The 26,465-nt window shown below is 59.7% G+C and carries 22 protein-coding genes; all 22 read left to right on the top strand.

Annotation, left to right across the window (positions count from 1 at the left end; translation table 11 throughout):
* Positions 1 to 151 precede the first annotated feature (151 nt).
* Positions 152 to 2,377, top strand: a complete 2,226-nt coding sequence (locus ACA079_RS10450; RefSeq protein ID WP_497703379.1) for an NADP-dependent isocitrate dehydrogenase — start codon at positions 152 to 154, stop codon at positions 2,375 to 2,377.
* Positions 2,378 to 2,591: 214 nt separating this feature from the next.
* Positions 2,592 to 3,038: an NUDIX hydrolase gene (locus tag ACA079_RS10445; protein ID WP_497703378.1), complete on the top strand. Its 447-nt coding sequence runs from the start codon at positions 2,592 to 2,594 to the stop codon at positions 3,036 to 3,038.
* A 59-nt stretch (positions 3,039 to 3,097) separates the two neighbouring features.
* Entirely contained in the window at positions 3,098 to 4,243 is a 1,146-nt protein-coding gene (mnmA, locus tag ACA079_RS10440) for a tRNA 2-thiouridine(34) synthase MnmA (RefSeq protein WP_497703377.1), read from the top strand.
* A complete protein-coding gene (hflD, locus tag ACA079_RS10435; RefSeq protein WP_033057057.1) occupies positions 4,240 to 4,863 on the top strand; it encodes a high frequency lysogenization protein HflD in 624 nt (207 codons plus the stop codon). The genes mnmA and hflD overlap by 4 nt, the downstream gene beginning before the upstream one ends.
* A 126-nt stretch (positions 4,864 to 4,989) precedes the next feature.
* Complete coding sequence (gene purB, locus ACA079_RS10430; protein WP_027925117.1) at positions 4,990 to 6,360, top strand: adenylosuccinate lyase; 1,371 nt, start codon at positions 4,990 to 4,992, stop codon at positions 6,358 to 6,360.
* 86 nt (positions 6,361 to 6,446) lie between these two features.
* On the top strand, positions 6,447 to 7,616 hold the full coding sequence (locus ACA079_RS10425) for a ribosomal protein uL16 3-hydroxylase (RefSeq protein ID WP_497703376.1): 1,170 nt from the start codon (positions 6,447 to 6,449) through the stop codon (positions 7,614 to 7,616).
* Positions 7,609 to 8,034, top strand: a complete 426-nt coding sequence (locus tag ACA079_RS10420; protein WP_497619615.1) for a GNAT family N-acetyltransferase — start codon at positions 7,609 to 7,611, stop codon at positions 8,032 to 8,034. The genes ACA079_RS10425 and ACA079_RS10420 overlap by 8 nt, the downstream gene beginning before the upstream one ends.
* 157 nt (positions 8,035 to 8,191) lie before the next feature.
* Positions 8,192 to 8,953: a secretin N-terminal domain-containing protein gene (locus ACA079_RS10415; protein ID WP_497703375.1), complete on the top strand. Its 762-nt coding sequence runs from the start codon at positions 8,192 to 8,194 to the stop codon at positions 8,951 to 8,953.
* A 500-nt stretch (positions 8,954 to 9,453) separates the two neighbouring features.
* Positions 9,454 to 10,779, top strand: a complete 1,326-nt coding sequence (gene aceA / locus ACA079_RS10410; protein ID WP_131062363.1) for an isocitrate lyase — start codon at positions 9,454 to 9,456, stop codon at positions 10,777 to 10,779.
* Positions 10,780 to 11,417: 638 nt separating this feature from the next.
* Positions 11,418 to 11,831, top strand: a complete 414-nt coding sequence (locus ACA079_RS10405) for an NADH-quinone oxidoreductase subunit A (RefSeq protein WP_008146033.1) — start codon at positions 11,418 to 11,420, stop codon at positions 11,829 to 11,831.
* 10 nt (positions 11,832 to 11,841) lie between these two features.
* Positions 11,842 to 12,516, top strand: a complete 675-nt coding sequence (locus tag ACA079_RS10400) for a NuoB/complex I 20 kDa subunit family protein (RefSeq protein WP_008146035.1) — start codon at positions 11,842 to 11,844, stop codon at positions 12,514 to 12,516.
* Between the two features lie 72 nt (positions 12,517 to 12,588).
* Entirely contained in the window at positions 12,589 to 14,373 is a 1,785-nt protein-coding gene (gene nuoC, locus ACA079_RS10395; protein WP_497703374.1) for an NADH-quinone oxidoreductase subunit C/D, read from the top strand.
* Positions 14,374 to 14,375: 2 nt separating this feature from the next.
* Positions 14,376 to 14,873, top strand: a complete 498-nt coding sequence (gene nuoE / locus ACA079_RS10390; protein ID WP_008146039.1) for an NADH-quinone oxidoreductase subunit NuoE — start codon at positions 14,376 to 14,378, stop codon at positions 14,871 to 14,873.
* Positions 14,870 to 16,225, top strand: coding sequence for an NADH-quinone oxidoreductase subunit NuoF (gene nuoF, locus ACA079_RS10385; RefSeq protein WP_008146041.1), 1,356 nt, complete (start codon positions 14,870 to 14,872; stop codon positions 16,223 to 16,225). The genes nuoE and nuoF overlap by 4 nt, the downstream gene beginning before the upstream one ends.
* Before the next feature lie 137 nt (positions 16,226 to 16,362).
* Positions 16,363 to 19,077 carry an NADH-quinone oxidoreductase subunit NuoG gene (nuoG, locus tag ACA079_RS10380; RefSeq protein WP_497703373.1) on the top strand — a complete coding sequence of 905 codons (2,715 nt, stop codon included), beginning with the start codon at positions 16,363 to 16,365 and terminating at the stop codon, positions 19,075 to 19,077.
* Entirely contained in the window at positions 19,074 to 20,081 is a 1,008-nt protein-coding gene (gene nuoH, locus ACA079_RS10375) for an NADH-quinone oxidoreductase subunit NuoH (RefSeq protein WP_008146046.1), read from the top strand. Before nuoG ends, nuoH begins: the two co-directional genes overlap by 4 nt.
* Before the next feature lie 12 nt (positions 20,082 to 20,093).
* A complete protein-coding gene (nuoI, locus tag ACA079_RS10370; protein ID WP_200889382.1) occupies positions 20,094 to 20,639 on the top strand; it encodes an NADH-quinone oxidoreductase subunit NuoI in 546 nt (181 codons plus the stop codon).
* A gap of 9 nt (positions 20,640 to 20,648) precedes the next feature.
* Positions 20,649 to 21,152 (top strand): NADH-quinone oxidoreductase subunit J, encoded by a 504-nt coding sequence (gene nuoJ, locus ACA079_RS10365; RefSeq protein ID WP_415768234.1) that lies wholly within the window; start codon positions 20,649 to 20,651, stop codon positions 21,150 to 21,152.
* Between the two features lie 2 nt (positions 21,153 to 21,154).
* Positions 21,155 to 21,463, top strand: a complete 309-nt coding sequence (nuoK, locus tag ACA079_RS10360) for an NADH-quinone oxidoreductase subunit NuoK (RefSeq protein WP_133838688.1) — start codon at positions 21,155 to 21,157, stop codon at positions 21,461 to 21,463.
* Positions 21,460 to 23,313, top strand: a complete 1,854-nt coding sequence (gene nuoL, locus ACA079_RS10355; RefSeq protein WP_497703372.1) for an NADH-quinone oxidoreductase subunit L — start codon at positions 21,460 to 21,462, stop codon at positions 23,311 to 23,313. Before nuoK ends, nuoL begins: the two co-directional genes overlap by 4 nt.
* A gap of 39 nt (positions 23,314 to 23,352) precedes the next feature.
* Positions 23,353 to 24,885, top strand: a complete 1,533-nt coding sequence (nuoM, locus tag ACA079_RS10350) for an NADH-quinone oxidoreductase subunit M (RefSeq protein ID WP_497633773.1) — start codon at positions 23,353 to 23,355, stop codon at positions 24,883 to 24,885.
* Between the two features lie 7 nt (positions 24,886 to 24,892).
* Positions 24,893 to 26,356 (top strand): NADH-quinone oxidoreductase subunit NuoN, encoded by a 1,464-nt coding sequence (nuoN, locus tag ACA079_RS10345; RefSeq protein ID WP_283180873.1) that lies wholly within the window; start codon positions 24,893 to 24,895, stop codon positions 26,354 to 26,356.
* Positions 26,357 to 26,465 lie beyond the last annotated feature (109 nt).

Raw genomic sequence — 26,465 nt, 5'->3', positions numbered from 1 at the left:
CACCCGCTTGACGCTCGACTGATGCACCCAACATCACCGCGAAGAAATCTCGACATTCGGCTCATGGACGACTTTGAACGAACGCGCTTACCCGGCGCCCCTCGAGTTTTTCTGCGCACGCTTTAGCAAAGAAGAGAGAGTTAATCCGAATATGCCCACCCGCTCGAAGATCATCTATACCTTCACCGACGAAGCTCCCGCCCTCGCCACCTATTCTCTGTTGCCTATCGTAGAGGCCTTTACCGCCTCCGCTGATATCGCCGTGGAAACCCGCGATATCTCTCTTGCAGGGCGCATCCTGGCCAGCTTCCCCGAGCAACTGGGTGACAAAGCCGTAGCCGACCACCTCGCCGAACTGGGCGACCTGGCCGTTACGCCTGAAGCCAACATCATCAAGTTGCCGAACATCAGCGCTTCGGTTCCGCAACTGCAAGCCGCGATCAAGGAACTGCAAGCCCAGGGCTTCGCACTGCCGGACTACCCGGAAACCGTGACCAGCGACGCCGACAAGCTCGCCAAGTCGCGTTACGACAAGATCAAGGGCAGCGCCGTGAACCCGGTACTGCGCGAAGGCAACTCCGATCGTCGTGCACCATTGTCGGTCAAGAACTACGCGCGCAAGCACCCGCACAAAATGGGCGCCTGGGCTACGGACTCCAAGTCCCACGTAGCGCACATGAGCACCGGCGATTTCTACGGCAGCGAAAAAGCTGCCCTGATCGACGCCGCTGACGCCGTCAAAATCGAATTGATCGCTCAAGACGGCACCACCACCGTCCTGAAAGAAAAAACCACCGTGCAAGCCGGTGAGATCCTCGATTGCGCGGTCATGAGCAAAAACGCTCTGCGCAGCTTCATCGCTGCCGAGATCGAAGACGCTAAAGCCAAAGGCGTGCTGCTGTCGGTTCACTTGAAAGCCACCATGATGAAGGTCTCCGACCCGATCATGTTCGGCCAGATCGTTGCCGAGTTCTATAAAGACGCACTGGCCAAGCACGCTGACGTGCTGGCGCAGATCGGCTTCAACCTGAACAACGGCATCGGCGACCTGTACGCTCGCATCAAAGCCCTGCCGGCTGAGCAGCAAGCGCAGATCGAAGCGGACATCCAGGCGGTCTACGCCGATCGTCCGTCGTTGGCCATGGTCAACTCCGACAAAGGCATCACCAACCTGCACGTGCCGAGCGACGTTATCGTCGACGCCTCGATGCCAGCAATGATCCGTGACTCCGGCAAGATGTGGGGCACTGACGGTCAGCTGCACGACACCAAGGCTGTGATCCCGGATCGCTGCTACGCCACCATCTACCAGGCGGTGATCGAAGACTGCAAGCTGCATGGCGCTTTCGATCCGACCACCATGGGCAGCGTGCCAAACGTTGGCCTGATGGCGAAAAAAGCCGAAGAGTACGGCTCGCACGACAAGACTTTCCAGATCAAGGCAAACGGCGTAGTTCGGGTTTCCGATGGCGCTGGTCGCATGCTGCTGGAACAGTCGGTTGAAGCCGGCGACATCTTCCGCATGTGCCAGACCAAAGACGCGCCGATCCAGGACTGGGTCAAACTGGCCGTCAACCGTGCTCGCGCAAGCGCTACTCCAGCGATTTTCTGGCTGGACCCGATGCGCGCCCACGACGGCGTTGTGATCGAGAAAGTTCAGGCCTACCTGAAGGATCACGACACCTCCGGCCTGGATATCCGCATCATGTCGCCAGTCGACGCGATGGCCTTCACCCTGGGTCGCACTCGCGAAGGCAAGGACACCATCTCGGTGACCGGCAACGTACTGCGCGACTACCTGACTGACCTGTTCCCGATCATGGAACTGGGCACCAGCGCCAAGATGCTGTCGATCGTTCCGCTGATGAACGGCGGCGGTCTGTTCGAAACCGGCGCCGGCGGCTCGGCACCGAAGCACGTTCAGCAGCTGCTGGAAGAGAACTTCCTGCGCTGGGATTCCCTGGGCGAGTTCCTGGCCCTGGCCGCTTCCCTCGAGCACCTGGGTGTTACCTACAACAACCCTAAAGCGCTGGTGCTGGCCAAGACTCTGGATCAGGCCACTGGCCAGTTCCTGGACAACAACAAGTCGCCATCGCGCAAAGTCGGCAACATCGACAACCGCGGCAGCCACTTCTACCTGGCGCTGTACTGGGCTCAAGCCCTGGCTGCCCAGACCGAAGACACCGCACTGCAAGCGCAGTTCGGCGAACTGGCCAAGACCCTGGCCGAGAACGAAGCAACTATCGTTGCCGAGCTCAACGCCGTTCAGGGCAAGCCAGTGGACATCGGCGGTTACTACCACGCCAATGCCGAGCTGATCAGCAAGGCCATGCGCCCAAGCAACACTTTCAACGCCGCGATCGCAGCGCTGGTTTAAGGTTGTAAGGGAACATCACAAACCCCGGCCATGTGCCGGGGTTTGTGTTTGTGGCGTTCACACATATTTATCTAGAACCCGGACCCTGTGGGAGCGAGCTTGCTCGCGATAGCGGTTTATCATTCAACACTGATATTGACTGACCCACCGCTATCGCGAGCAAGCTCGCTCCCACATTGATCTTTGTTCCAACATAGAAATTCGAGGAAGCTTTATGGATTGGCTACCCCACATCACCGTCGCGACCATCGTCGAAGACAACGGCCGCTTCCTGATGGTCGAAGAATCCAAGGGCGGACGAACGGTGCTCAACCAGCCCGCCGGCCACCTCGACCCGGACGAAACCCTGATCGAAGCCGCCGTACGCGAAACCCTCGAAGAAACCGGCTGGGACGTCGAGCCGACTGGCGTAGTGGGAGTTTACCTCTACACCGCTCCGAGCAACGGCGTGACTTATCAGCGGGTCTGCTTCACCGCAAAACCGTTGAAACATCACCCCGACTATCAGCTGGACGATGGCATCGTCGGCGCAAAATGGCTGACGCGTGACGAACTGCTGGCACAGCGCGCAAACTGGCGCAGTGAGCTGATCATCCGCTGTATTGATGATTATCTGGACGGTCAACACTTCGGTCTCGAACTGATCCGCCCTTCTCTTTAGCCTTGCGGGCTTCGGCCTGTTAGAATCGCGTCCTTTTTCAAGACACTCATTGAATCCCTATGCGTGATCCAGCCCCTTCTGACACACAAAAGAAGCGCGTCATTGTCGGCATGTCCGGCGGCGTGGACTCTTCCGTTTCCGCTCTCCTGCTGATCGAGCAGGGTTATGAGGTGGAAGGCCTGTTCATGAAGAACTGGGAAGAAGACGATGGAACGGAATACTGCACCGCCATGGATGACCTGGCGGACGCTCAGGCCGTGTGCGACAAGATTGGCATCAAGCTGCACACCGCCAACTTCGCCGCCGAGTACTGGGACAACGTGTTCGAGCACTTCCTGGCCGAATACAAGGCCGGTCGCACGCCGAACCCGGACATCCTGTGCAACCGCGAGATCAAGTTCAAGGCGTTCCTCGACTACGCCATGATGCTTGGCGCCGACCTGATTGCCACCGGTCACTACGTGCGCCGCCGCGATATCGATGGCCGCACCGAGCTGCTCAAGGGCCTGGACCCGAACAAGGACCAGAGCTACTTCCTGCACGCCGTCGGCGGTGAACAGATCGCCAAGACCCTGTTCCCGGTCGGCGAGCTGGAAAAACCCGAAGTGCGCGCGATTGCCGAGAAACACGAACTCGCCACCGCGAAGAAAAAGGATTCCACCGGGATCTGCTTTATCGGCGAGCGCCGTTTCAGCGACTTCCTCAAGCAGTACCTGCCGGCCCAACCGGGCGAGATCAAGACCACCGAAGGTGAAGTCATCGGCCGTCACCATGGCTTGATGTATCACACCATCGGTCAGCGCCAAGGCCTGGGCATCGGCGGTTTGAAAGACGCCAGTGACGAGCCGTGGTACGTGCTGATCAAAGACCTGGAGCACAACGAATTGATCGTTGGCCAGGGCAATGACCACCCGTATCTGTTCTCCCGCGCCCTGCTCGCTTCAGACATCTATTGGGTCAACCCGATCGACCTGAGCGAACCGCGCCGATTGACCGCCAAAGTCCGCTATCGCCAAAGTGACCAGCCGTGCACGCTGGAAAAAACCGTCACCGGCTACCGCGCGACCTTCGATGACCCGCAACGCGCGGTCACCCCTGGCCAGTCCGTGGTGTTCTACGACGGTGAAATCTGTCTCGGCGGCGGCGTGATCGAAGTCGCGGAGCCGTGGACCAGCAAAGGCAATGTTCAAGGCGAGCAGCAATGAGCCCGACTCAGGAGCAACTGACGGCACTGGGCGGCGTGTTCCTCGCCGCCGTGCTGGTCGACAAGATCGCCAAGACCGGCCAGACCGCCGAAGCCGGCTTGACGTGCATGCTCGGCAGCCTGTTGATTCGCGACCCCAAGGACACTCTGGAAGTGTACGGCGGCGACGACATCAATCTGCGGGAAGGTTACCGCGCATTGATTGGCGCCCTGGAACGCGACCCGAGCACCCTTCAGCGCGAACCACTGCGTTATGCGCTGGCGATGCTCGGTCTCGAGCGTCAACTGGCCAAGCGCAATGACATGCTCGATGTGATCGGCAAGCGTCTGCCGCAGATTCAGTCCCAGGTCGAGCACTTCGGCCCGGCGCACGAAAACGTGATTGCTGCCTGCGGTGCGCTGTACCAGGACACCCTGAGCACCCTGCGCCAGCGAATTCAGGTCCACGGCGACATGCGCAACCTGCAGCAACCGAGCAACGCTTCGAAAATCCGCGCCCTGTTGCTGGCCGGAATTCGTTCGGCGCGCCTGTGGCGGCAGTTGGGCGGTCATCGCTGGCAGCTGGTGATCAGCCGTCGCAAGTTGCTGAAAGAGCTTTACCCGCTGATGCGCAGCAGCTGAACCGCGCCCGCAAGACCATTTGTAATTTGTAACGCGTAAGACGCTGGTCAGTTGGCAACGGACCGGCGGATTTTTTCATGTATGATACGCGCCCCATTTCGTTGCCCGACTGTCCGAGAACACCCCATGCAGCTTTCTTCGCTCACTGCGGTTTCCCCTGTTGACGGCCGCTACGCCGGCAAAACCCAGGCCCTGCGCCCAATTTTCAGCGAATACGGCCTGATCCGTGCTCGCGTTCTGGTTGAAGTGCGCTGGCTCCAGCGCCTGGCCGCTCACCCAGGCATCAGCGAAGTGCCGGCGTTCTCCGCCGAAGCCAACGCTGTGCTGAACACCCTGGCGGAAAACTTCGCTCTGGAGCACGCCGAGCGTGTCAAAGAGATCGAGCGCACCACCAACCACGACGTAAAAGCCATTGAGTACCTGCTCAAAGAGCAAGCGGCCAAGCTGCCGGAACTGGCTGCTGTCAGCGAATTCATCCACTTTGCCTGCACCAGCGAGGACATCAACAACCTGTCCCACGCCCTGATGCTGCGCGAAGGCCGTGATGACGTGATGCTGCCACTGATGCGCCAGACTGCCGAAGCCATCCGCGAACTGGCGATCCGCTTCGCCGACGTACCAATGCTGTCGCGCACCCACGGTCAACCGGCTTCGCCGACCACCCTGGGCAAAGAACTGGCAAACGTGGTTTACCGCCTGGAGCGTCAGATCGCTCAAGTCGCTGCCGTTCCGCTGCTGGGCAAGATCAACGGCGCTGTCGGCAACTACAACGCTCACCTGTCGGCCTACCCTGAGATCGATTGGGAAGAGAACGCCCGCGCCTTCATCGAAGACGAGCTGGGCCTGGGCTTCAACCCGTACACCACGCAGATCGAACCGCACGACTACATCGCCGAGCTGTTCGACGCAATCGCGCGCTTCAACACCATCCTGATCGACTTCGACCGCGACATCTGGGGCTACATCTCCCTGGGCTATTTCAAACAGCGCACCATCGCTGGCGAAATCGGTTCGTCGACCATGCCGCACAAGGTCAACCCGATCGACTTCGAAAACTCCGAAGGCAACTTGGGCATCGCCAACGCACTGTTCCAGCATTTGGCGAGCAAGCTGCCGATCTCCCGCTGGCAGCGCGACCTGACCGACTCCACCGTATTGCGCAACCTCGGTGTCGGCTTCGCCCACAGCGTGATCGCGTACGAAGCCAGCCTCAAGGGCATCAGCAAACTCGAGCTCAACGCTCAGAAAATCGCTGCCGACCTGGACGCTTGCTGGGAAGTATTGGCCGAGCCGATCCAGACCGTGATGCGTCGCTACAACATCGAAAACCCGTACGAAAAGCTGAAAGAGTTGACCCGTGGCAAGGGCATCAGCCCTGAAGCACTGCAAACTTTCATCGACGGTCTGGACATGCCAGCCGCGGCCAAGGCCGAGCTGAAACTGCTCACCCCGGCGAACTACATCGGCAACGCTGTAGAGCAAGCCAAACGCATCTGATCGACCGCTTTACCCGTTTGAGACGCCCGGCAGCGCCGGGCGTTTTTATTCCCGTCTGAAAAGTGCTTTTTTTCAATAGGTTACACATGAATCCTGACATTCCTCTTCAACTCCTGGGCGGCATCACGGCGCGCGAATTCCTGCGCGACTACTGGCAGAAAAAACCCCTGCTGATCCGTCAGGCGATCCCTGAATTCGAAAGTCCGATCGACGCCGACGAACTGGCCGGCCTGGCGCTGGAAGAAGAAGTCGAATCGCGCCTGATCATCGAGAACGGTGAGCGTCCTTGGGAAATGCGCCGCGGCCCGTTCGCCGAAGATGAGTTCAGCAAACTGCCGGAACGCGACTGGACCCTGTTGGTTCAAGCCGTTGACCAATTCGTACCGGAAGTCGCCGAACTGCTGGAAAACTTCCGCTTCCTGCCGACCTGGCGTATCGACGACGTGATGATCAGCTTTGCCGCCCCGGGTGGCAGCGTCGGTCCGCACTTCGATAACTACGATGTGTTCCTGCTGCAAGGTCACGGCAAGCGCAACTGGAAAATCGGCCAGATGTGCGATTCCGAGAGCAAGCTGCTGCAACATGCCGACCTGCGCATCCTTGCCGACTTCGAAGCCACCGACGAATGGGTTCTGGAACCGGGCGACATGCTCTACCTGCCGCCGCGCCTGGCCCACTGCGGTGTTGCCGTTGATGACTGCCTGACTTACTCGGTCGGCTTCCGCGCACCAAGCGCCGCTGAAGTGCTGACCCACTTCACCGACTTCCTCAGCCAGTTCCTGTCGGACGAAGAGCGTTACACCGACGCCGACGCCCTGCCTGCTGTCGACCCGAATCAGATCCAGCACGACGCCCTCGATCGCCTGAAAGCCTTGCTCGCCGAGCACATGAGTGACGAGCGCCTGCTGCTGACCTGGTTCGGCCAGTTCATGACCGAGCCGCGCTACCCGGAACTGGTCGCGGGCCCGGAAGACGTCGAAGAAGATGACCTGCTCGCCAGCCTCGAGCAAGGCGCTGTGCTTATCCGCAACCCGAGCGCGCGCATGGCCTGGTCCGAAGTCGATGACGACCTGCTGCTGTTCGCCAGCGGCCAGAGCCGTTACCTGCCGGGCAAACTGCGCGAGCTGCTGAAATTGATCTGCGCCGCCGACGCCCTGCACACCGACAACCTCGGTGACTGGCTGAACGACGAAGACGGCCGCGGCTTGCTGTGCGAGCTGGTCAAGCAAGGCAGCCTGGGGTTTGCTGATGAATAAAATTCACGTACGTGTCGCAGACTGGCAAAAGGATAACGCCGAGATCCGGCGCATTCGTGAGACGGTGTTCATCGCCGAGCAATCCGTTCCGCCTGAGCTGGAATGGGATGCTGATGACGCAACGGCGGTGCATTTTCTGGCCTTCGAAGGCGACTTTCCGATTGGCACCGCCCGCCTGCTGCCCGATGGCCACGTCGGCCGGGTATCGGTGTTGAAAGACTGGCGCGGATTGAAAGTCGGCGATGCGCTGATGCAAGCGGTGATCGGTGAAGCCGAGGAGCGCGGGCTCAAGCAGCAGATGTTGAGCGCGCAAGTGCAGGCCACGGCGTTCTATGAACGCCTGGGCTTCAGCCTGGTCAGCGAGGAATTCCTGGAAGCCGGGATTCCGCATGTGGACATGGTGCGGCACTCAGCCTGAAACCCTGTGGTGGGGGATTAATCCCCCACAGGGAACACCACAAAACGCCCCGCCATCCTTGGATGCCGGGGCGTTTTGCTGTCTACGATTCAACTTGCCCCACGCCGGGCCGACAAACTGGCAATATCAACACTTCAAGATGTCGGAGATAACGGATATGTCCCTACGCACCCTGCTCACCACGCTGCTGCTGACCTGCAGTTTTTCGGTCATGGCAGCCACCGAGATCGTGCCACTGAACTACCACACTAGCGCCGACATGCTGCCGATGGCACAGGATTTCATCGGCAAGGACGGCCAGGTCAGCGCCTACGGCAACCAACTGATTGTTAATGCCGATCAGCGCAAGATCGACGAACTTAAAGCCCTTATCGCCCAATTGGACACCCAACCCAAACGCCTGCTGATCACTGTCGACACCAACGAAAACAATTTCCAGGGCGATCAGGGTTATTCGGTGAATGGCGCTAAACCAAGTCAGACGCGAATCATCAACCGCAGCACCGATAGCCGTGACGGCGGGATTCAGCAGATCCAGGCCAGCGAAGGGGCGCCGGCACTGATCCAGGTCGGCCAGAGCGTGCCGCTGACCAGCACTCAGACCGATTCCTACGGCGACCTGCGCAGCCAAACCGAATACCGCAACGTCACCCAAGGCTTCTACGTCACCGCCAGCGTCACTGGCGATATCGTTCACCTGGCGATCAGCACCAATCGTGACCGCATGAGCCAGGAACGTCCCGATGTAGTGAATGTGCAAAGTACCGACACAACTGTCACGGGGCGACTGGGTGAATGGATCACCCTGGCCGGCGTGAACCGCCAGACTCAGGCCGATAAACAGGGCCAGACCCGCAGCTACTCGACTCAGGGTCGAGATGACATGACCCTGCGGGTGAAAGTCGATACTTTGGACTAAACCACCGAAAACTGACTGATTAGTCGTATTAGACCAAAGATGTAGTGCTTAAAAAAAAGCACTACAAAACGTTTGACGATACAAAAAAGCGAAGGCATGATGGCCTCGCTCCCGCTAATCAGGGGTCCTGGCAAGGGCCTTCGAGGCGCCGTTCGCACCTACCCCGCGAGCCGCTTCGTGTCTGTACCGCCCACAAGGTGTGTTTGACGAGGTTGCCGACTGGAACGAAGTTGTCCCGAGGGACGGAAGCGTAATTAGGTAACCCGGCTCCACACTGAAGTTCGTACCAAGGCCCACGACGCCCGAATGCGCTCGCCAGTTCGCCCTTACCTGCTCACTTCCCCTCGAGCCCATCGTTCATCCCGTCGCCACCCCCGCCGAATCCGACTTGACCACCTAAGCTTCTGGTCAGCGAGCAGCCTTTTACGCCCACCTTTGAAAAGCGTACTTGGCAGGAGCAGGAATTTTCCACCCAGACCTATGCGACGAGGTTTATCTCCATGGCACTGACACGCGAACAGCAAATTGCAGCCCTCGAAAAAGATTGGGCTGAAAACCCACGCTGGAAAGGCGTGACACGCGCTTACTCCGCTGCTGACGTCGTCCGCCTGCGTGGCTCGGTTCAACCTGAGCACACCTTTGCAAAACTGGGCGCCGAGAAGCTGTGGAACCTGGTGACCCAGGGCGCCAAGCCATCCTTCCGTCCTGATAAAGATTTCGTCAACTGCATGGGCGCCCTGACCGGCGGCCAGGCTGTACAACAAGTTAAAGCCGGTATCCAGGCGATCTACCTGTCGGGCTGGCAAGTCGCTGCGGACAACAACTCCGCCGAATCGATGTACCCGGACCAGTCGCTGTACCCGGTGGATTCGGTTCCAACTGTGGTCAAGCGCATCAACAACTCGTTCCGTCGTGCTGACCAGATCCAGTGGAAAGCCGGCAAAGGCCCGGGCGACGAAGGTTACATCGACTACTTCGCTCCGATCGTGGCTGACGCTGAAGCCGGTTTCGGCGGCGTACTGAACGCTTACGAGCTGATGAAAAGCATGATCGAAGCAGGCGCTGCTGGCGTTCACTTCGAAGACCAACTGGCTTCCGTGAAAAAATGCGGCCACATGGGCGGCAAGGTACTGGTTCCTACCCAGGAAGCTGTACAGAAGCTGACCGCTGCTCGCCTGGCTGCTGACGTTGCCGGTACTCCGACCATCATTCTGGCTCGTACCGACGCTAACGCGGCGGACCTGCTGACTTCCGATTGCGACCCGTATGACAAAGAGTTCGTAACTGGCGAACGTACCCAGGAAGGTTTCTACAAAGTGCGCGCTGGTCTCGACCAGGCAATCTCCCGCGGCCTGGCTTACGCTCCGTACGCCGACCTTATCTGGTGCGAAACCGCCAAGCCGGATCTGGACGAGGCTCGTCGCTTCGCTGAAGCGATCAAAAAGGAATACCCGGACCAACTGCTGTCGTACAACTGCTCGCCTTCCTTCAACTGGAAGAAAAACCTGGACGACGCGACCATCGCCAAGTTCCAGCGCGAATTGTCTGCCATGGGTTACAAGCACCAGTTCATCACCCTGGCCGGCATTCACAACATGTGGCACAGCATGTTCAACCTGGCGCACGACTACGCCCGTAACGACATGACTGCCTACGTGAAGCTGCAAGAGCAAGAGTTCGCTGACGCTGCCAAGGGTTACACCTTCGTGGCTCACCAGCAGGAAGTGGGCACCGGCTACTTCGACGACATGACCACTGTGATTCAAGGTGGCTCGTCGTCGGTAACCGCACTGACCGGTTCGACTGAAGAAGAACAGTTCCACTGATCTGCTTCACCTGAGCAAACGGCCGTTGCGGACCGAATAGAAAGCTAACCGCAACGCCGCACATCTGACGCCCCGACTGGTTCGGGGCGTTTTTTTTGCCTGCGATTTAACCAACACCACCGAACCCTGTGGGAGCGAGCTTGCTCGCGATAGCGAAATGTCAGTCAGTACAACTTCGACTGGACGGCCGCCATCGCGAGCAAGCTCGCTCCCACAGGGATCAGGTAACCACGAGAAAATCATTGATCCAGAGCAGTTTCTCGATCAGGAAAAAAAGGTAAAACGACCCCGCTCGCTACTTGTTGTTACGCACATATAAGACAACTTCCCGGTTCTTATCCCATTAAACAGTTTAAAAACCACCGCAAACAATATTGATTATCATTTAGCCGTAACTATGTTCGTTACATTCCCAACAAAACAATATTGATGAAATCCCGGCTAATGCCCGAACCGCATGGGCTGCGGAGCTTTGGAGGTGCGCTATGTCCTTATTCCTATAAATAATTTCGCTATAGGAATTTTACTTGCACGGTGTTGTGCCATAAAATCAGCGGGATTGATTGCTGCGACATATCGTCACTGCTTTGTTTCTTTTCAAGCTCAGAGACCTTTGCTCTCTGTTAAGGATTACCAGCATGCCCGAAGCGACAGGACTCATGGCCCACAACTGGGGCTTTGCCATTTTCCTTCTGGGCGTCGTCGGCCTTTGTGCCTTCATGCTCGGCGTCTCCAGCCTCCTCGGGTCAAAAGCCTGGGGCCGCAGCAAAAACGAACCGTTCGAGTCCGGCATGCTACCTACAGGTGGCGCCCGCTTACGGCTCTCAGCCAAATTCTATCTGGTCGCGATGCTCTTCGTGATCTTCGATATCGAAGCCCTTTTTCTCTTTGCCTGGTCTGTGTCCGTCCGCGAAAGCGGCTGGACCGGATTCGTCGAAGCTCTCGTTTTCATAGCAATTCTGTTGGCAGGCCTTGTCTACCTATTTCGAGTGGGCGCCCTTGACTGGGCTCCGGCAGCTCGTCTTAAGCGGCAAGCGAAGCTGAAACAATGAGGCTTTGGCAATGCAATACAATCTCACCAGGATCGACCCCGATGCTCCTAACGAGCAGTATCCGATTGGCGAACGGGAAACCGTTTCCGATCCGTTAGAAGATCAAGTCCACAAAAACATTTTCATGGGCAAGCTCGAAGACGTGCTTAACGGCACGATCAACTGGGGGCGCAAGAACTCCCTGTGGCCGTATAACTTCGGTCTTTCGTGCTGCTACGTGGAAATGACCACCGCCTTCACGGCGCCCCACGACATCGCGCGCTTTGGCGCCGAGGTTATCCGGGCATCGCCGCGTCAGGCGGATTTCATGGTTATCGCCGGTACCTGCTTCATCAAGATGGCGCCGATCATTCAGCGTCTCTACGAGCAAATGCTCGAACCTAAATGGGTTATCTCCATGGGTTCGTGCGCCAACTCCGGTGGCATGTACGACATCTACTCAGTCGTTCAAGGGGTGGACAAGTTCCTGCCCGTGGACGTCTACGTGCCTGGCTGCCCGCCCCGTCCTGAAGCTTTTCTGCAAGGCTTGATGCTGTTGCAGGAGTCCATTGGACAGGAGCGTCGTCCGCTTTCCTGGGTCGTCGGCGATCAAGGCGTATACCGCGCCGAGATGCCTTCGCAAAAGGAACAGCGCCGCGAACAGCGAATCGCAGTCACCAACCTGCGCAGCCCCGACGAAGTCTGATCCAGACCTGCTTCTTTTATAGAACGAGAACCTGGCTTCATTCTTTACGTTGACCGAAAGCGATAAATAACCATGACTACAGGCAGTGCTCTGTACATCCCGCCTTATAAGGCAGACGACCAGGATGTGGTCGTCGAACTGAACAACCGTTTTGGCCCTGAGGCGTTCACCGCCCAGCCTACCCGCACCGGCATGCCGGTGCTTTGGGTTGCCCGCGCCAAACTCGTCGAAATCCTGACCTTCCTGCGCAACCTGCCCAAGCCGTACGTCATGCTCTATGACCTGCACGGCGTGGACGAGCGTCTGCGCACCAAGCGTCAAGGGCTGCCTAGCGGCGCCGACTTCACTGTGTTCTATCACTTGATGTCGATCGAACGTAATAGTGACGTAATGATCAAGGTCGCCTTGTCCGAGAGCGACCTCAACGTGCCGACCGTGACCGGCATCTGGCCGAACGCCAACTGGTACGAGCGTGAAGTGTGGGACATGTACGGCATCAACTTTGCCGGTCACCCGCACCTGACCCGCATCATGATGCCGCCGACCTGGGAAGGTCACCCTCTGCGCAAGGACTTCCCGGCCCGTGCCACCGAGTTCGACCCGTTCAGCCTGACCCTGGCCAAGCAACAGCTTGAGGAAGAAGCCGCGCGCTTCAAGCCTGAAGACTGGGGCATGAAGCGTTCCGGGGCGAACGAGGACTACATGTTCCTCAACCTCGGCCCCAACCACCCTTCCGCGCACGGTGCGTTCCGCATCATTCTGCAGCTGGACGGTGAAGAGATCGTCGATTGCGTGCCGGACGTCGGTTACCACCACCGTGGTGCCGAGAAGATGGCCGAGCGTCAGTCCTGGCACAGCTTCATTCCGTACACCGACCGTATCGACTACCTCGGCGGCGTGATGAACAACCTGCCGTACGTGCTCTCGGTCGAGAAGCTGGCCGGCATCAAAGTGCCTGAGAAGGTCGACGTCATCCGCATCATGATGGCCGAGTTCTTCCGGATCACCAGCCACCTGCTGTTCCTGGGGACTTACATCCAGGACGTCGGCGCCATGACTCCGGTGTTCTTCACGTTCACCGACCGTCAGAAGGCGTACACGGTGATCGAAGCCATTACCGGCTTCCGTCTGCACCCGGCCTGGTACCGCATCGGTGGCGTCGCTCACGACCTGCCGCGCGGCTGGGAAAAACTGGTGAAAGACTTCATCGATTGGATGCCAAAGCGTCTGGACGAATACCAGAAAGCCGCACTCGACAACAGCATCCTGCGTGGCCGGACCATCGGCGTCGCCGCCTACAACACCAAAGAAGCCCTGGAATGGGGCGTCACCGGTTCCGGCCTGCGTTCGACCGGTTGCGATTTCGACCTGCGTAAAGCTCGCCCGTACTCCGGCTACGAGAACTTCGAGTTCGAAGTACCGCTGGCGGCCAATGGCGATGCCTACGACCGTTGCATCGTGCGTGTCGAAGAAATGCGCCAGAGCCTGAAGATCATCGAGCAGTGCATGCGCAACATGCCGGAAGGCCCGTACAAGGCGGATCACCCGCTGACCACGCCGCCGCCGAAAGAGCGCACCCTGCAGCACATCGAGACCTTGATCACGCACTTCCTGCAAGTTTCGTGGGGCCCGGTCATGCCGGCCAACGAATCCTTCCAGATGATCGAAGCGACCAAGGGCATCAACAGTTATTACCTGACGAGCGATGGCGGCACCATGAGCTACCGCACCCGGATTCGCACCCCAAGCTTCCCGCACCTGCAGCAGATCCCTTCGGTGATCAAAGGCAGCATGGTCGCGGACTTGATCGCGTACCTGGGTAGTATCGATTTCGTTATGGCCGACGTGGACCGCTAAGCATGAACAGCACGCTTATCCAGACAGACCGTTTCGCCCTGAGCGAAACCGAGCGCTCGGCCATCGAGCACGAGCTGCATCACTACGAAGACCCGCGCGCGGCGTCGATCGAAGCCCTGAAGATCGTCCAGAAGGAACGTGGCTGGGTGCCTGATGGCGCGCTCTACGCCATCGGCGAAATCCTCGGCATCCCGGCCAGCGACGTTGAAGGCGTGGCGACGTTCTATAGCCAGATCTTCCGTCAGCCGGTCGGCCGTCACATCATTCGCGTCTGCGACAGCATGGTCTGCTACATCGGCGGCCATGAATCGGTAGTCAGCGAAATCCAGAGCAATCTGGGCATCGGCCTGGGTCAGACCACCGCCGACGGTCGTTTCACCCTGCTGCCGGTCTGCTGCCTCGGCAACTGCGACAAGGCGCCGGCGTTGATGATCGACGACGACACATTCGGTGATGTGCAGCCTGCCGGCGTTGCCAAATTGCTCGAGGGCTACGTATGACCCTGACTTCCTTCGGTCCAGCCAACCGCATCAAGCGTTCGGCCGAGACTCACCCGCTGACCTGGCGCCTGCGTGACGACGGCGAAGCCGTATGGCTCGACGAGTACCAGGCCAAGAACGGTTACGCGGCTGCGCGCAAGGCTTTCGCCGACATGGCTCAGGACGACATCGTCCAGACCGTGAAAGACTCGGGCCTTAAAGGTCGCGGCGGTGCGGGCTTCCCCACGGGCGTGAAGTGGGGCCTGATGCCCAAAGACGAATCCATCAACATCCGCTACCTGCTGTGCAACGCGGACGAGATGGAACCGAACACCTGGAAAGACCGCATGCTGATGGAGCAACTGCCCCATCTGCTGATCGAAGGCATGCTGATCAGTGCTCGCGCGCTGAAAACCTACCGTGGCTACATCTTCCTGCGTGGCGAATACACCACCGCCGCCAAGCACCTGAACCGTGCCGTGGAAGAAGCCAAGGCTGCAGGCCTTTTGGGTAAAAACATTCTGGGCAGCGGCTTCGATTTCGAGCTGTTCGTCCACACCGGCGCCGGGCGTTACATCTGCGGTGAAGAAACCGCACTGATCAACTCCCTCGAAGGTCGCCGCGCCAACCCGCGCTCCAAGCCGCCCTTCCCTGCGGCCGTTGGCGTGTGGGGCAAGCCGACCTGCGTGAACAACGTTGAAACCCTGTGCAACGTGCCGGCGATCATTGCCGACGGCGTGGACTGGTACAAATCGTTGGCCCGCGAAGGCAGCGAAGACATGGGCACCAAGCTCATGGGCTTCTCCGGCAAGGTCAAGAACCCGGGCCTGTGGGAATTGCCGTTCGGCGTCACCGGTCGCGAGTTGTTCGAAGACTACGCCGGCGGCATGCGCGACGGTTACAAACTCAAGTGCTGGCAGCCAGGAGGCGCCGGTACCGGTTTCCTGTTGCCGGAACACCTGGACGCACAAATGTACGCCGGCGGCATCGCCAAAGTGGGCACCCGTATGGGTACCGGCCTGGCCATGGCGGTGGACGACAGCGTCAACATGGTTTCCCTGCTGCGCAACATGGAAGAGTTCTTCTCCCGCGAATCCTGCGGCTTCTGCACCCCGTGCCGTGACGGTTTGCCGTGGAGCGTCAAGCTTCTGCGCGCCATCGAGAACGGTGAAGGGCAAGCCGGCGATATCGAGACCCTGCTGGGTCTGGTCGGTTTCCTCGGCCCAGGCAAGACCTTCTGTGCTCACGCACCGGGCGCCGTGGAGCCGTTGGGCAGCGCAATCAAATACTTCCGCCATGAGTTCGAAGCCGGCATCGCGCCTACCAGCGCCGTCGTCCCGCCTCTGGCAAGGCCGATCGTAGTCGGCGCGTAAACGCTTAAAAAAGCGAAGGGTCCGTGCCCTTCGCTTTGTCGTGTGATGACGCCGCAAGCGGCTGTGTTGATTCACGCGAATAACAAGATTCCATTAGCCACGCCCGCTGACACCGGGCCAACGAAGAACTTTGAACCATGGCCACTATCCACGTAGACGGCAAAGAGCTCGAAGTCGATGGGGCAGACAACCTGTTACAGGCATGTCTGTCGCTAGGCCTCGATATCCCTTATTTCTGCTGGCACCCAGCCCTAGGCAGCGTTGGCGCTTGCCGCCAGTGCGCGGTCAAGCAGTACACCGACGAAAACGACAAGCGTGGTCGGATCGTCATGTCGTGCATGACGCCAGCTACCGACGGCAGCTGGATCTCCATCGACGACGAAGAAGCGAAAGTGTTTCGCGCCAGCGTCGTTGAATGGCTGATGACCAACCACCCTCACGACTGCCCGGTCTGTGAAGAGGGCGGTCACTGCCACCTGCAAGACATGACGGTGATGACCGGCCACAACGAGCGCCGTTATCGCTTCACCAAGCGTACTCACCAGAACCAGCAACTGGGCCCGTTCATTTCCCACGAAATGAACCGCTGCATCGCTTGCTACCGCTGCGTGCGCTTCTATAAGGATTACGCCGGCGGCACCGACCTCGGTGTATTCGGCGCCCACGACAACGTGTACTTCGGTCGCGTTGAAGACGGCACCCTGGAAAGCGAGTTCTCCGGCAACCTCACCGAGGTCTGCCCGACCGGTGTGTTCACCGACAAGACTCACTCCGAGCGCTACAACCGCAAGTGGGACATGCAGTTCTCGCCGAGCATCTGCCATGGCTGCTCCAGCGGTTGCAACATCTCCCCGGGCGAGCGCTACGGTGAACTGCGTCGCATCGAAAACCGTTTCAACGGTTCGGTGAACCAGTACTTCCTGTGCGACCGTGGCCGTTTCGGCTATGGCTACGTCAATCGCAAGGATCGTCCGCGTCAGGCATTGCTGGCCAACGGCGCCAAGCTGACCCTCGACGAAGCGCTGGATAAAGCCGCCGACCTGCTGCGCGGTCGCAACATCGTCGGTATCGGTTCGCCACGTGCCAGCCTCGAAAGCAACTACGCGTTGCGCGAGCTTGTCGGTGCCGAGCACTTCTACTCCGGTATCGAAGCTGCCGAGCTGGAACGCATTCGTCTGGTCATGCAGGTGCTCAAAGACAGCCCGCTGCCGATCCCGAACATGCGCGACATCGAAGACCACGATGCGATCTTCGTCCTCGGTGAAGACCTGACCCAGACTGCTGCGCGCATGGCCCTGTCCCTGCGTCAATCGGTCAAAGGCAAAGCCGAAGACATGGCCGACGCCATGCGCGTTCAGCCTTGGCTCGACGCCGCCGTGAAGAACATCGGTCAGAACGCTCTGAACCCACTGTTCATCGCCAGCCTGGCTGAAACCAAGCTCGACGACATCGCTGAAGAATGTGTTCACGCTGCGCCAGACGACCTGGCCCGCATCGGTTTCGCCGTGGCTCACGCCCTCGACGCCAGCGCGCCTGCCGTTGAAGGTCTGGACGCTGAAGCTCTTGAGCTGGCCAAGCGCATTGCCGACGCCTTGCTCGCCGCCAAGCGTCCGCTGATCATTGCCGGTACCTCGTTGGGTTCCAAGGCGCTGATCGAAGCCGCGGCGAACATCGCCAAGGCCCTGAAGCTGCGCGAGAAGAACGGTTCCATCAGCCTGATCGTGCCAGAAGCCAACAGCCTCGGCCTGGCCATGCTCGGTGGCGACTCGGTCGATGCCGCGCTGCAAGCCGTGATCGACGGTAAAGCTGACGCCATCGTCGTGCTGGAAAACGATCTGTACACCCGTACCGACAAAGCCAAGGTCGATGCTGCCCTGAACGCCGCGAAAGTGGTGATCGTGGCGGACCATCAGAAGACCGCCACCAGCGATCGCGCGCACCTGGTTCTGCCAGCCGCCAGCTTCGCTGAAGGCGACGGTACGCTGGTCAGCCAGGAGGGTCGCGCCCAGCGTTTCTTCCAGGTCTTCGACCCGACTTACCTCGACGCAAGCATCATGGTTCACGAAGGCTGGCGCTGGCTGCATGCCCTGCGCGCTACCCTGTTGAACCAGCCGATCGACTGGACCCAACTGGACCACGTCACCGCTGCCTGTGCCGCAAGCACTCCGCAACTGGCCGGCATTGTCAGCGCCGCACCGTCCGCCGCGTTCCGCATCAAAGGCCTGAAACTGGCTCGCGAACCGCTGCGTTACTCCGGTCGTACCGCCATGCGCGCCGATATCAGCGTGCACGAACCGCGTACTTCCCAGGATAACGACACCGCGTTCTCGTTCTCCATGGAAGGTTACTCGGGCTCGGTCGAACCGCGTCAGCAAGTGCCTTTCGCCTGGTCTCCGGGCTGGAACTCGCCGCAAGCCTGGAACAAGTTCCAGGACGAAGTCGGTGGTCACATCCGCGCTGGCGACCCGGGCACTCGCCTGATCGAAAGCACCGGTGATTCGCTGAACTGGTTCGCCAGTGTTCCTCGCGCGTTCAACCCGGCTCCGGGTACCTGGCAGGTTGTGCCGTTCTTCCACCTGTTCGGCAGCGAAGAGAACTCTTCCAAAGCCGCGCCGGTTCAGGAACGCATCCCGGCCGCTTACGTGTCGCTGGCCAAATCCGAAGCCGACCGTCTGGGTGTCAATGACGGCGCCCTGCTGAGCTTGAGCGTTGCTGGCCAGACCCTGCGTCTGCCGCTGCGCATCAACGAAGAGCTGGGTGCCGGTCTGGTCGCATTGCCGGCCGGTATCGCCGGCATTCCGCCAGCGTTCTTTGGCAAATCCGTTGACGGTCTGCAGGAGGCAGCTCAATGACCTGGTTCACGCCTGAAGTGATTGACGTGATCATCGCGGTCCTCAAGGCCATCGTGATTCTGCTCGCCGTCGTGGTGTGCGGCGCGCTGCTGAGCTGGGTCGAGCGTCGTCTGCTCGCCCTCTGGCAGGACCGTTACGGTCCGAACCGCGTCGGCCCGTTCGGCGCGTTCCAGATTGCGGCCGACATGATCAAGATGTTCTTCAAGGAAGACTGGACCCCGCCGTTCGCCGACAAGGTGATCTTCACCTTGGCACCGGTCGTGGCCATGAGCGCCTTGCTGATTGCCTTCGCGATCATCCCGATTACCCCGACCTGGGGTGTGGCGGACATCAACATCGGTATCCTGTTCTTCTTCGCCATGGCTGGCCTGTCGGTCTACGCGGTGCTGTTCGCCGGCTGGTCGAGTAACAACAAGTTCGCCCTGTTGGGCAGCTTGCGGGCCTCGGCACAAACCGTGTCGTACGAAGTGTTCATGGGCCTGTCGCTGATGGGCATCGTGATCCAGGTTGGCTCGTTCAACATGCGCGACATCGTTGAATACCAGGCGCAGAACCTGTGGTTCGTCATCCCGCAGATCTTCGGTTTCCTGACCTTCTTCATTGCCGGCGTCGCCGTGACTCACCGTCACCCGTTCGACCAGCCGGAAGCGGAGCAGGAACTGGCCGACGGTTACCACATTGAATACGCCGGCATGAAATGGGGCATGTTCTTCGTCGGTGAGTACATCGGCATCGTGCTGATTTCGGCGCTGCTGGTGACCCTGTTCTTCGGTGGCTGGCACGGTCCGTTTGGCATTCTGCCGCAGATCCCGTTCATCTGGTTCGCACTGAAAACCGCGTTCTTCATCATGTTCTTCATCCTGCTGCGCGCCTCGATTCCGCGCCCACGGTATGACCAAGTGATGGATTTCAGCTGGAAGTTCTGCCTGCCGCTGACCCTCGTCAACATGCTGGTGACCGCTGCGATCGTGTTGCTCAACACGCCCGCCGTCGCGGCTCAGTGAGGATAGAGAATCATGAAGTACATATTTGACATCGTGCATGGCTTCTTCACCCAGCTTCGCAGCCTGGTGATGATCTTCGGCCACGCCTTCCGCAAGCGCGACACGTTGCAATACCCGGAAGAGGCGGTGTACCTGCCGCCGCGCTTCCGTGGCCGTATCGTACTGACCCGCGACCCCGACGGCGAAGAGCGTTGCGTAGCTTGCAACCTGTGCGCCGTGGCGTGCCCGGTCGGTTGCATCTCGCTGCAGAAAGCTGAAACCGATGACGGTCGCTGGTACCCGGAATTTTTCCGTATCAACTTCTCGCGCTGCATTTTCTGCGGCCTCTGCGAGGAAGCCTGCCCGACCACCGCGATCCAGCTGACACCGGATTTCGAGATGGCCGAGTTCAAACGTCAGGACCTGGTGTACGAGAAAGAAGATCTGTTGATCTCCGGCCCCGGCAAAAACCCTGATTACAACTTCTATCGTGTTGCAGGTATGGCGATTGCCGGTAAGCCAAAAGGCTCCGCGCAGAATGAAGCCGAACCGATCAACGTGAAGAGCTTGCTGCCTTAAGGAAGAAAGATGGAATTCGCTTTCTATTTCGCATCGGGTATCGCTGTTGTGTCCACGCTTCGTGTGATCACCAACACCAACCCCGTGCACGCCCTGCTCTACCTGATCATTTCGCTGATTGCCGTGGCGATGACGTTTTTCGCCCTCGGCGCGCCGTTCGCCGGTGTGCTGGAAGTGATCGCCTACGCTGGCGCCATCATGGTGCTGTTCGTGTTCGTGGTGATGATGCTGAACCTGGGGCCCGCCTCGGTTCAGCAAGAGCGCGTCTGGCTAAAACCCGGCATCTGGCTCGGCCCGGTCGCACTCGGCGCCCTGCTGCTGGTTGAACTGCTGTACGTGCTGTTCAGCGACACCAGCGGCCAGGCCATCGGCCACACCACCGTAGACGCCAAGGCCGTGGGCATCAGCCTGTTCGGTCCTTACCTGCTGGTGGTCGAACTCGCCTCGATGCTGCTGCTCGCCGCAGCCGTCACGGCGTTCCACTTGGGCCGCAACGAAGCCAAGGAGCAATGACGATGCCTGCTATCCCTATGGAGCATGGTCTGGCGGTCGCCGGCATCCTGTTCTGCCTCGGTCTGGTCGGCCTGATGGTCCGCCGCAACATTCTCTTCGTGCTGATGAGCCTGGAGGTCATGATGAATGCCTCCGCACTGGCCTTCATCGTCGCCGGTAGCCGCTGGGGTCAGCCGGATGGACAGATCATGTTCATCCTGGTGATCAGCCTGGCAGCCGCCGAGGCCAGTATTGGCCTGGCGATTCTGTTGCAGCTGTATCGCCGCTTCCACACTCTCGATATCGACGCTGCCAGCGAGATGCGCGGATGAATCTTCTCTATCTGACTTTCGTATTCCCTCTCATAGGTTTCCTGCTGCTGGCGTTCTCACGCGGCCGTTTTTCGGAAAACCTGTCGGCGCTGATTGGCGTCGGTTCGATCGGCTTGTCTGCCATCGTCACGGCTTATGTGATCTGGCAATTCAACGTTGCGCCACCTGAAGGCGGTCACTACACGCAAGTGTTGTGGCAGTGGATGGCGGTGGAAGGCTTTACGCCAAACTTCGCGCTGTACCTGGATGGTCTGTCCCTGACCATGCTCGGTGTGGTGGTCGGCGTCGGCTTCCTGATCCACCTGTTCGCGTCCTGGTACATGCGCGGTGAAGCCGGTTACTCGCGCTTCTTCGCCTACACCAACCTGTTTATCGCCAGCATGCTGTTCCTGGTCCTGGGCGATAACCTGTTGTTCCTGTACTTCGGTTGGGAAGGCGTGGGCTTGTGCTCGTACCTGTTGATCGGTTTCTACTACAGCAACCGCAACAACGGTAACGCGGCACTCAAAGCCTTCATCGTCACCCGCATCGGCGACGTGTTCATGGCCATCGGCCTGTTCATCCTGTTCGCGCAACTGGGCACGCTGAACATCCAGGAATTGCTGGTGCTGGCACCGCAGAAATTCCAGGCCGGCGACTTCTGGATGGTCATGGCGACCCTGATGCTGCTGGGCGGCGCTGTCGGTAAATCCGCGCAACTGCCGCTGCAAACCTGGCTGGCGGACGCGATGGCCGGTCCTACTCCGGTTTCGGCACTGATCCACGCCGCAACCATGGTGACCGCCGGTGTCTACCTGATCGCCCGTACTCACGGCCTGTTTTCCCTGGCGCCGGATATCCTGCACCTGGTTGGCGTTGTCGGCGGTGTGACCCTGGTACTCGCCGGTTTTGCCGCCCTGGTTCAGACCGACATCAAACGTATCCTCGCCTACTCGACCATGAGCCAGATCGGCTACATGTTCCTGGCGCTGGGCGTTGGCGCCTGGGATGGCGCGATCTTCCACCTGATGACCCACGCCTTCTTCAAGGCGCTGCTGTTCCTTGCGTCCGGTGCGGTGATCGTTGCCTGCCACCACGAGCAGAACATCTTCAAGATGGGCGGTCTGTGGAAGAAACTGCCACTGGCCTACGCCAGCTTCATCGTCGGCGGCGCGGCATTGTCTGCCCTGCCACTGGTTACCGCAGGCTTCTACTCCAAGGACGAAATCCTCTGGGAAGCGTTCGCCAGCGGCAACCACGGTCTGCTTTACGCAGGTCTGGTCGGTGCGTTCATGACGTCGCTGTACACCTTCCGCCTGATCTTCATCGCGTTCCACGGTGAAGTGAAGACCGAAGCGCACGCCGGTCACGGCATCGCTCACTGGCTGCCACTGTCGGTGCTGATCGTGCTGTCGACCTTCGTCGGCGCGATGATCGTTCCACCGCTGCACGGCGTGCTGCCGGAAAGCGTCGGCCATGCCGGCGGCGAAGCCAAGCACAGTCTGGAAATCGCCTCGGGCGCCATTGCCCTGGCCGGTATCCTGCTGGCCGCGCTGCTGTTCCTCGGCAAGCGTCGTTTCGTCACTGCAATCGCCAACAGCGGCATCGGCCGCTTCCTTTCGGCCTGGTGGTTCGCTGCCTGGGGCTTCGACTGGATCTACGACAAACTGTTCGTCAAGCCATACCTTGCGATCAGCCACGCACTGCGCAGAGACCCGCTCGACCAGACCATCGGTCTGATCCCGCGTATGGCCAAAGGTGGTCACACCGCCCTGAGCCGTACCGAAACCGGTCAACTGCGTTGGTACGCGGCATCGATGGCAGCCGGCTCCGTGCTGGTCATCGGCGCCATCGTGCTGGTAGCGGTCTGATATGAACCTTGCGAACTTGCGAAAGGAATTGAGCCCGTCATGATTCTGCCTTGGCTAATCCTGATCCCCTTCATCGGCGGCCTGCTGTGCTGGATGGGTGAGCGCTTCGGCGCTACCCTCCCCCGCTGGATTGCGCTGTTGACCATGACCCTGGAACTCGCACTCGGCCTCTGGCTGTGGGCCCACGGTAATTATTCATTTGCTCCGGCCCCTGGCGCCGATCCGACCTGGGTGCTCGAGTTCAAGCACATCTGGATCGAGCGCTTCGGCATCAGCGTGCACCTGGCCCTCGACGGCCTGTCGCTGTTGATGATCCTGCTGACCGGTCTGCTGGGTATCCTCTCGGTACTCTGCTCGTGGAAAGAGATCCAGCGTCACGTTGGCTTCTTCCACTTGAACCTGATGTGGATCCTGGGCGGTGTCGTCGGCGTGTTCCTTGCCCTCGACCTGTTCATGTTCTTCTTCTTCTGGGAAATGATGCTGGTGCCGATGTACTTCCTCATCGCGCTCTGGGGTCACAGTTCTTCGGACGGCAAGAAAACCCGGATCTACGCGGCGACCAAGTTCTTCATCTTCACTCAGGCTTCCGGCCTGATCATGTTGGTGGCGATCCTGGGCCTGGTCCTGGTCAACTTCAACGACACCGGCGTGATTACCTTCAACTACGCCGACCTGTTGAAAACCAAGATGTCGCTGACCACCGAGTACATCCTGATGCTCGGCTTCTTCATCGCCTTCGCGGTGAAGCTGCCAGTGGTGCCGTTCCACTCCTGGTTGCCTGATGCTCACGCCCAGGCGCCAACAGCGGGTTCGGTCGACCTGGCCGGTATCTTGTTGAAGACAGCTGCTTACGGTCTGCTGCGTTTCGCCCTGCCGCTGTTCCCGAATGCCTCGGCCGAGTTCGCGCCGATCGCCATGACCCTGGGTCTGATCGGGATCTTCTACGGTGCGTTCCTGGCCTTCGCCCAAACCGACATCAAGCGTCTGATCGCCTACTCCTCCGTTTCCCACATGGGCTTCGTGTTGATCGGCATCTACTCCGGCAGCCAACTGGCGCTGCAGGGCGCGGTGATGCAGATGCTGGCACACGGTCTGTCGGCGGCGGCACTCTTTATCCTCAGTGGTCAACTGTACGAGCGCACCCACACCCGCGACATGCGTGAGATGGGTGGCCTGTGGTCGAAGATTGCTTACCTGCCGGCTGTCAGCCTGTTCTTCGCAGCCGCGTCCCTGGGCTTGCCGGGTACCGGTAACTTTGTGGGTGAGTTCCTGATCCTGATCGGCACGTTCCCGGCCGCCCCATGGATCACTATCATCGCGACGTCCGGTCTGGTGTTCGGTTCGGTCTACTCGCTGATCATGATCCATCGTGCCTACTTCGGCCCGTCCAAATCGGACGCGGTGCTGCATGGCATGGATGGTCGCGAACTGATCATGGTGGTCGGTCTGGCCGCACTGCTGATTTACATCGGCGTGTACCCGCAACCGTTCCTCGATACCTCTGCTGCGACGATGCATGGCGTGCAGCAATGGCTCGGCACCGCCTTCACTCAACTCGCTTCGGCCCGGTAAGAGCGCTATGGAATTCACGACTCAACACTTTATCGCGCTTGCGCCGTTGTTGATCACCAGCGCCACGATCATCGTGGTGATGCTGGCAATCGCCTGGCGCCGCAACCACTCGCAGACCTTCCTGATTTCCGTGGCGGGTCTGAACCTGGCGTTGCTGTCGATCCTGCCAGCCCTGAAAGTCGCGCCTCTGGCCGTGACTCCACTGCTGCAGATCGACACCTTCGCTTGCTTGTACATGGCGCTGATCCTGGTCGCCACCCTCGCTTGCGTAACCCTCGCCCACGCCTACCTCGGCGATGGCGGCTCGGGTTACCCGGGCAACCGTGAAGAACTTTACCTGCTGATCCTGATGGCCGCTGCTGGTGGCCTGGTACTGGTCAGCGCGCAGCACCTGGCCGGGTTGTTCATCGGTCTGGAACTGCTCTCGGTACCGGTCTACGGGCTGGTGGCTTATGCCTTCTTCAACAAGCGTTCGCTGGAAGCCGGTATCAAGTACATGGTGCTGTCGGCCGCCGGTTCTGCGTTCCTGTTGTTCGGTATGGCGCTGTTGTATGCAGACTCCGGCAGCCTGAGCTTCGTCGGTATCGGCCAGGCCCTCGCGGCCACCGGCCTGCCAAGCTCACTGGCGCAACTGGGCCTGGGCATGATGCTGATCGGTCTGGCGTTCAAGCTGTCGCTGGTACCGTTCCACCTCTGGACCCCGGACGTTTACGAAGGTGCTCCGGCACCGGTGGCCGCGTTCCTGGCGACCGCGTCCAAAGTGGCTGTGTTCGCAGTGATGGTGCGTCTGTTCCAGATCTCGCCGGCGGCAAGCAGCGGTGTACTGAGCGACGTGCTGACCATCATCGCCATCGCGTCGATCCTGTTCGGTAACCTGCTGGCACTGACCCAGAGCAACCTCAAGCGTCTGCTGGGTTACTCGTCGATCGCTCACTTCGGTTACCTGCTGATCGCCCTGGTGGCGAGCAAGGGTCTGGCCGTGGAAGCCATCGGCGTGTACCTGGTCACCTACGTGATCACCAGCCTCGGCGCGTTCGGCGTGATCACGCTGATGTCCTCGCCGTACAACGGCCGTGATGCGGATGCCCTGTACGAATACCGCGGCCTGTTCTGGCGCCGTCCGTACCTTACCGCCGTACTCACCGTGATGATGCTGTCCCTGGCCGGTATCCCGCTGACCGCGGGCTTCATCGGCAAGTTCTACATCATCGCTACCGGCGTCGAGTCGCACCAATGGTGGCTGGTCGGTTCCCTGGTACTGGGCAGCGCCATCGGCGTCTTCTACTACCTGCGTGTGATGGTCACCCTGTACCTGATCGAACCGAACCTGCGTCGCCACGATGCGCAACTGCACTGGGAACAACGTGCAGGCGGCGTGATGCTGCTGGCAATCGCTGCACTGGCATTCTTCCTCGGTCTGTATCCGCAGCCGTTGCTGATCCTGGTTCAGCAGGCGGGGCTGGCGGGTTGATCGCTTAAGCGACACTCGGTAGAAAACAGAAACGGCACCTTCGGGTGCCGTTTTTGCGTTTGGGGTTTCAAGATCAAAAGATCGCAGCCTTCGGCAGCTCCTACATTGG

The sequence above is a fragment of the Pseudomonas sp. LBUM1645 genome, assembly GCF_059716185.1.
This window is presented reverse-complemented; position numbering and strand designations above follow the sequence as displayed.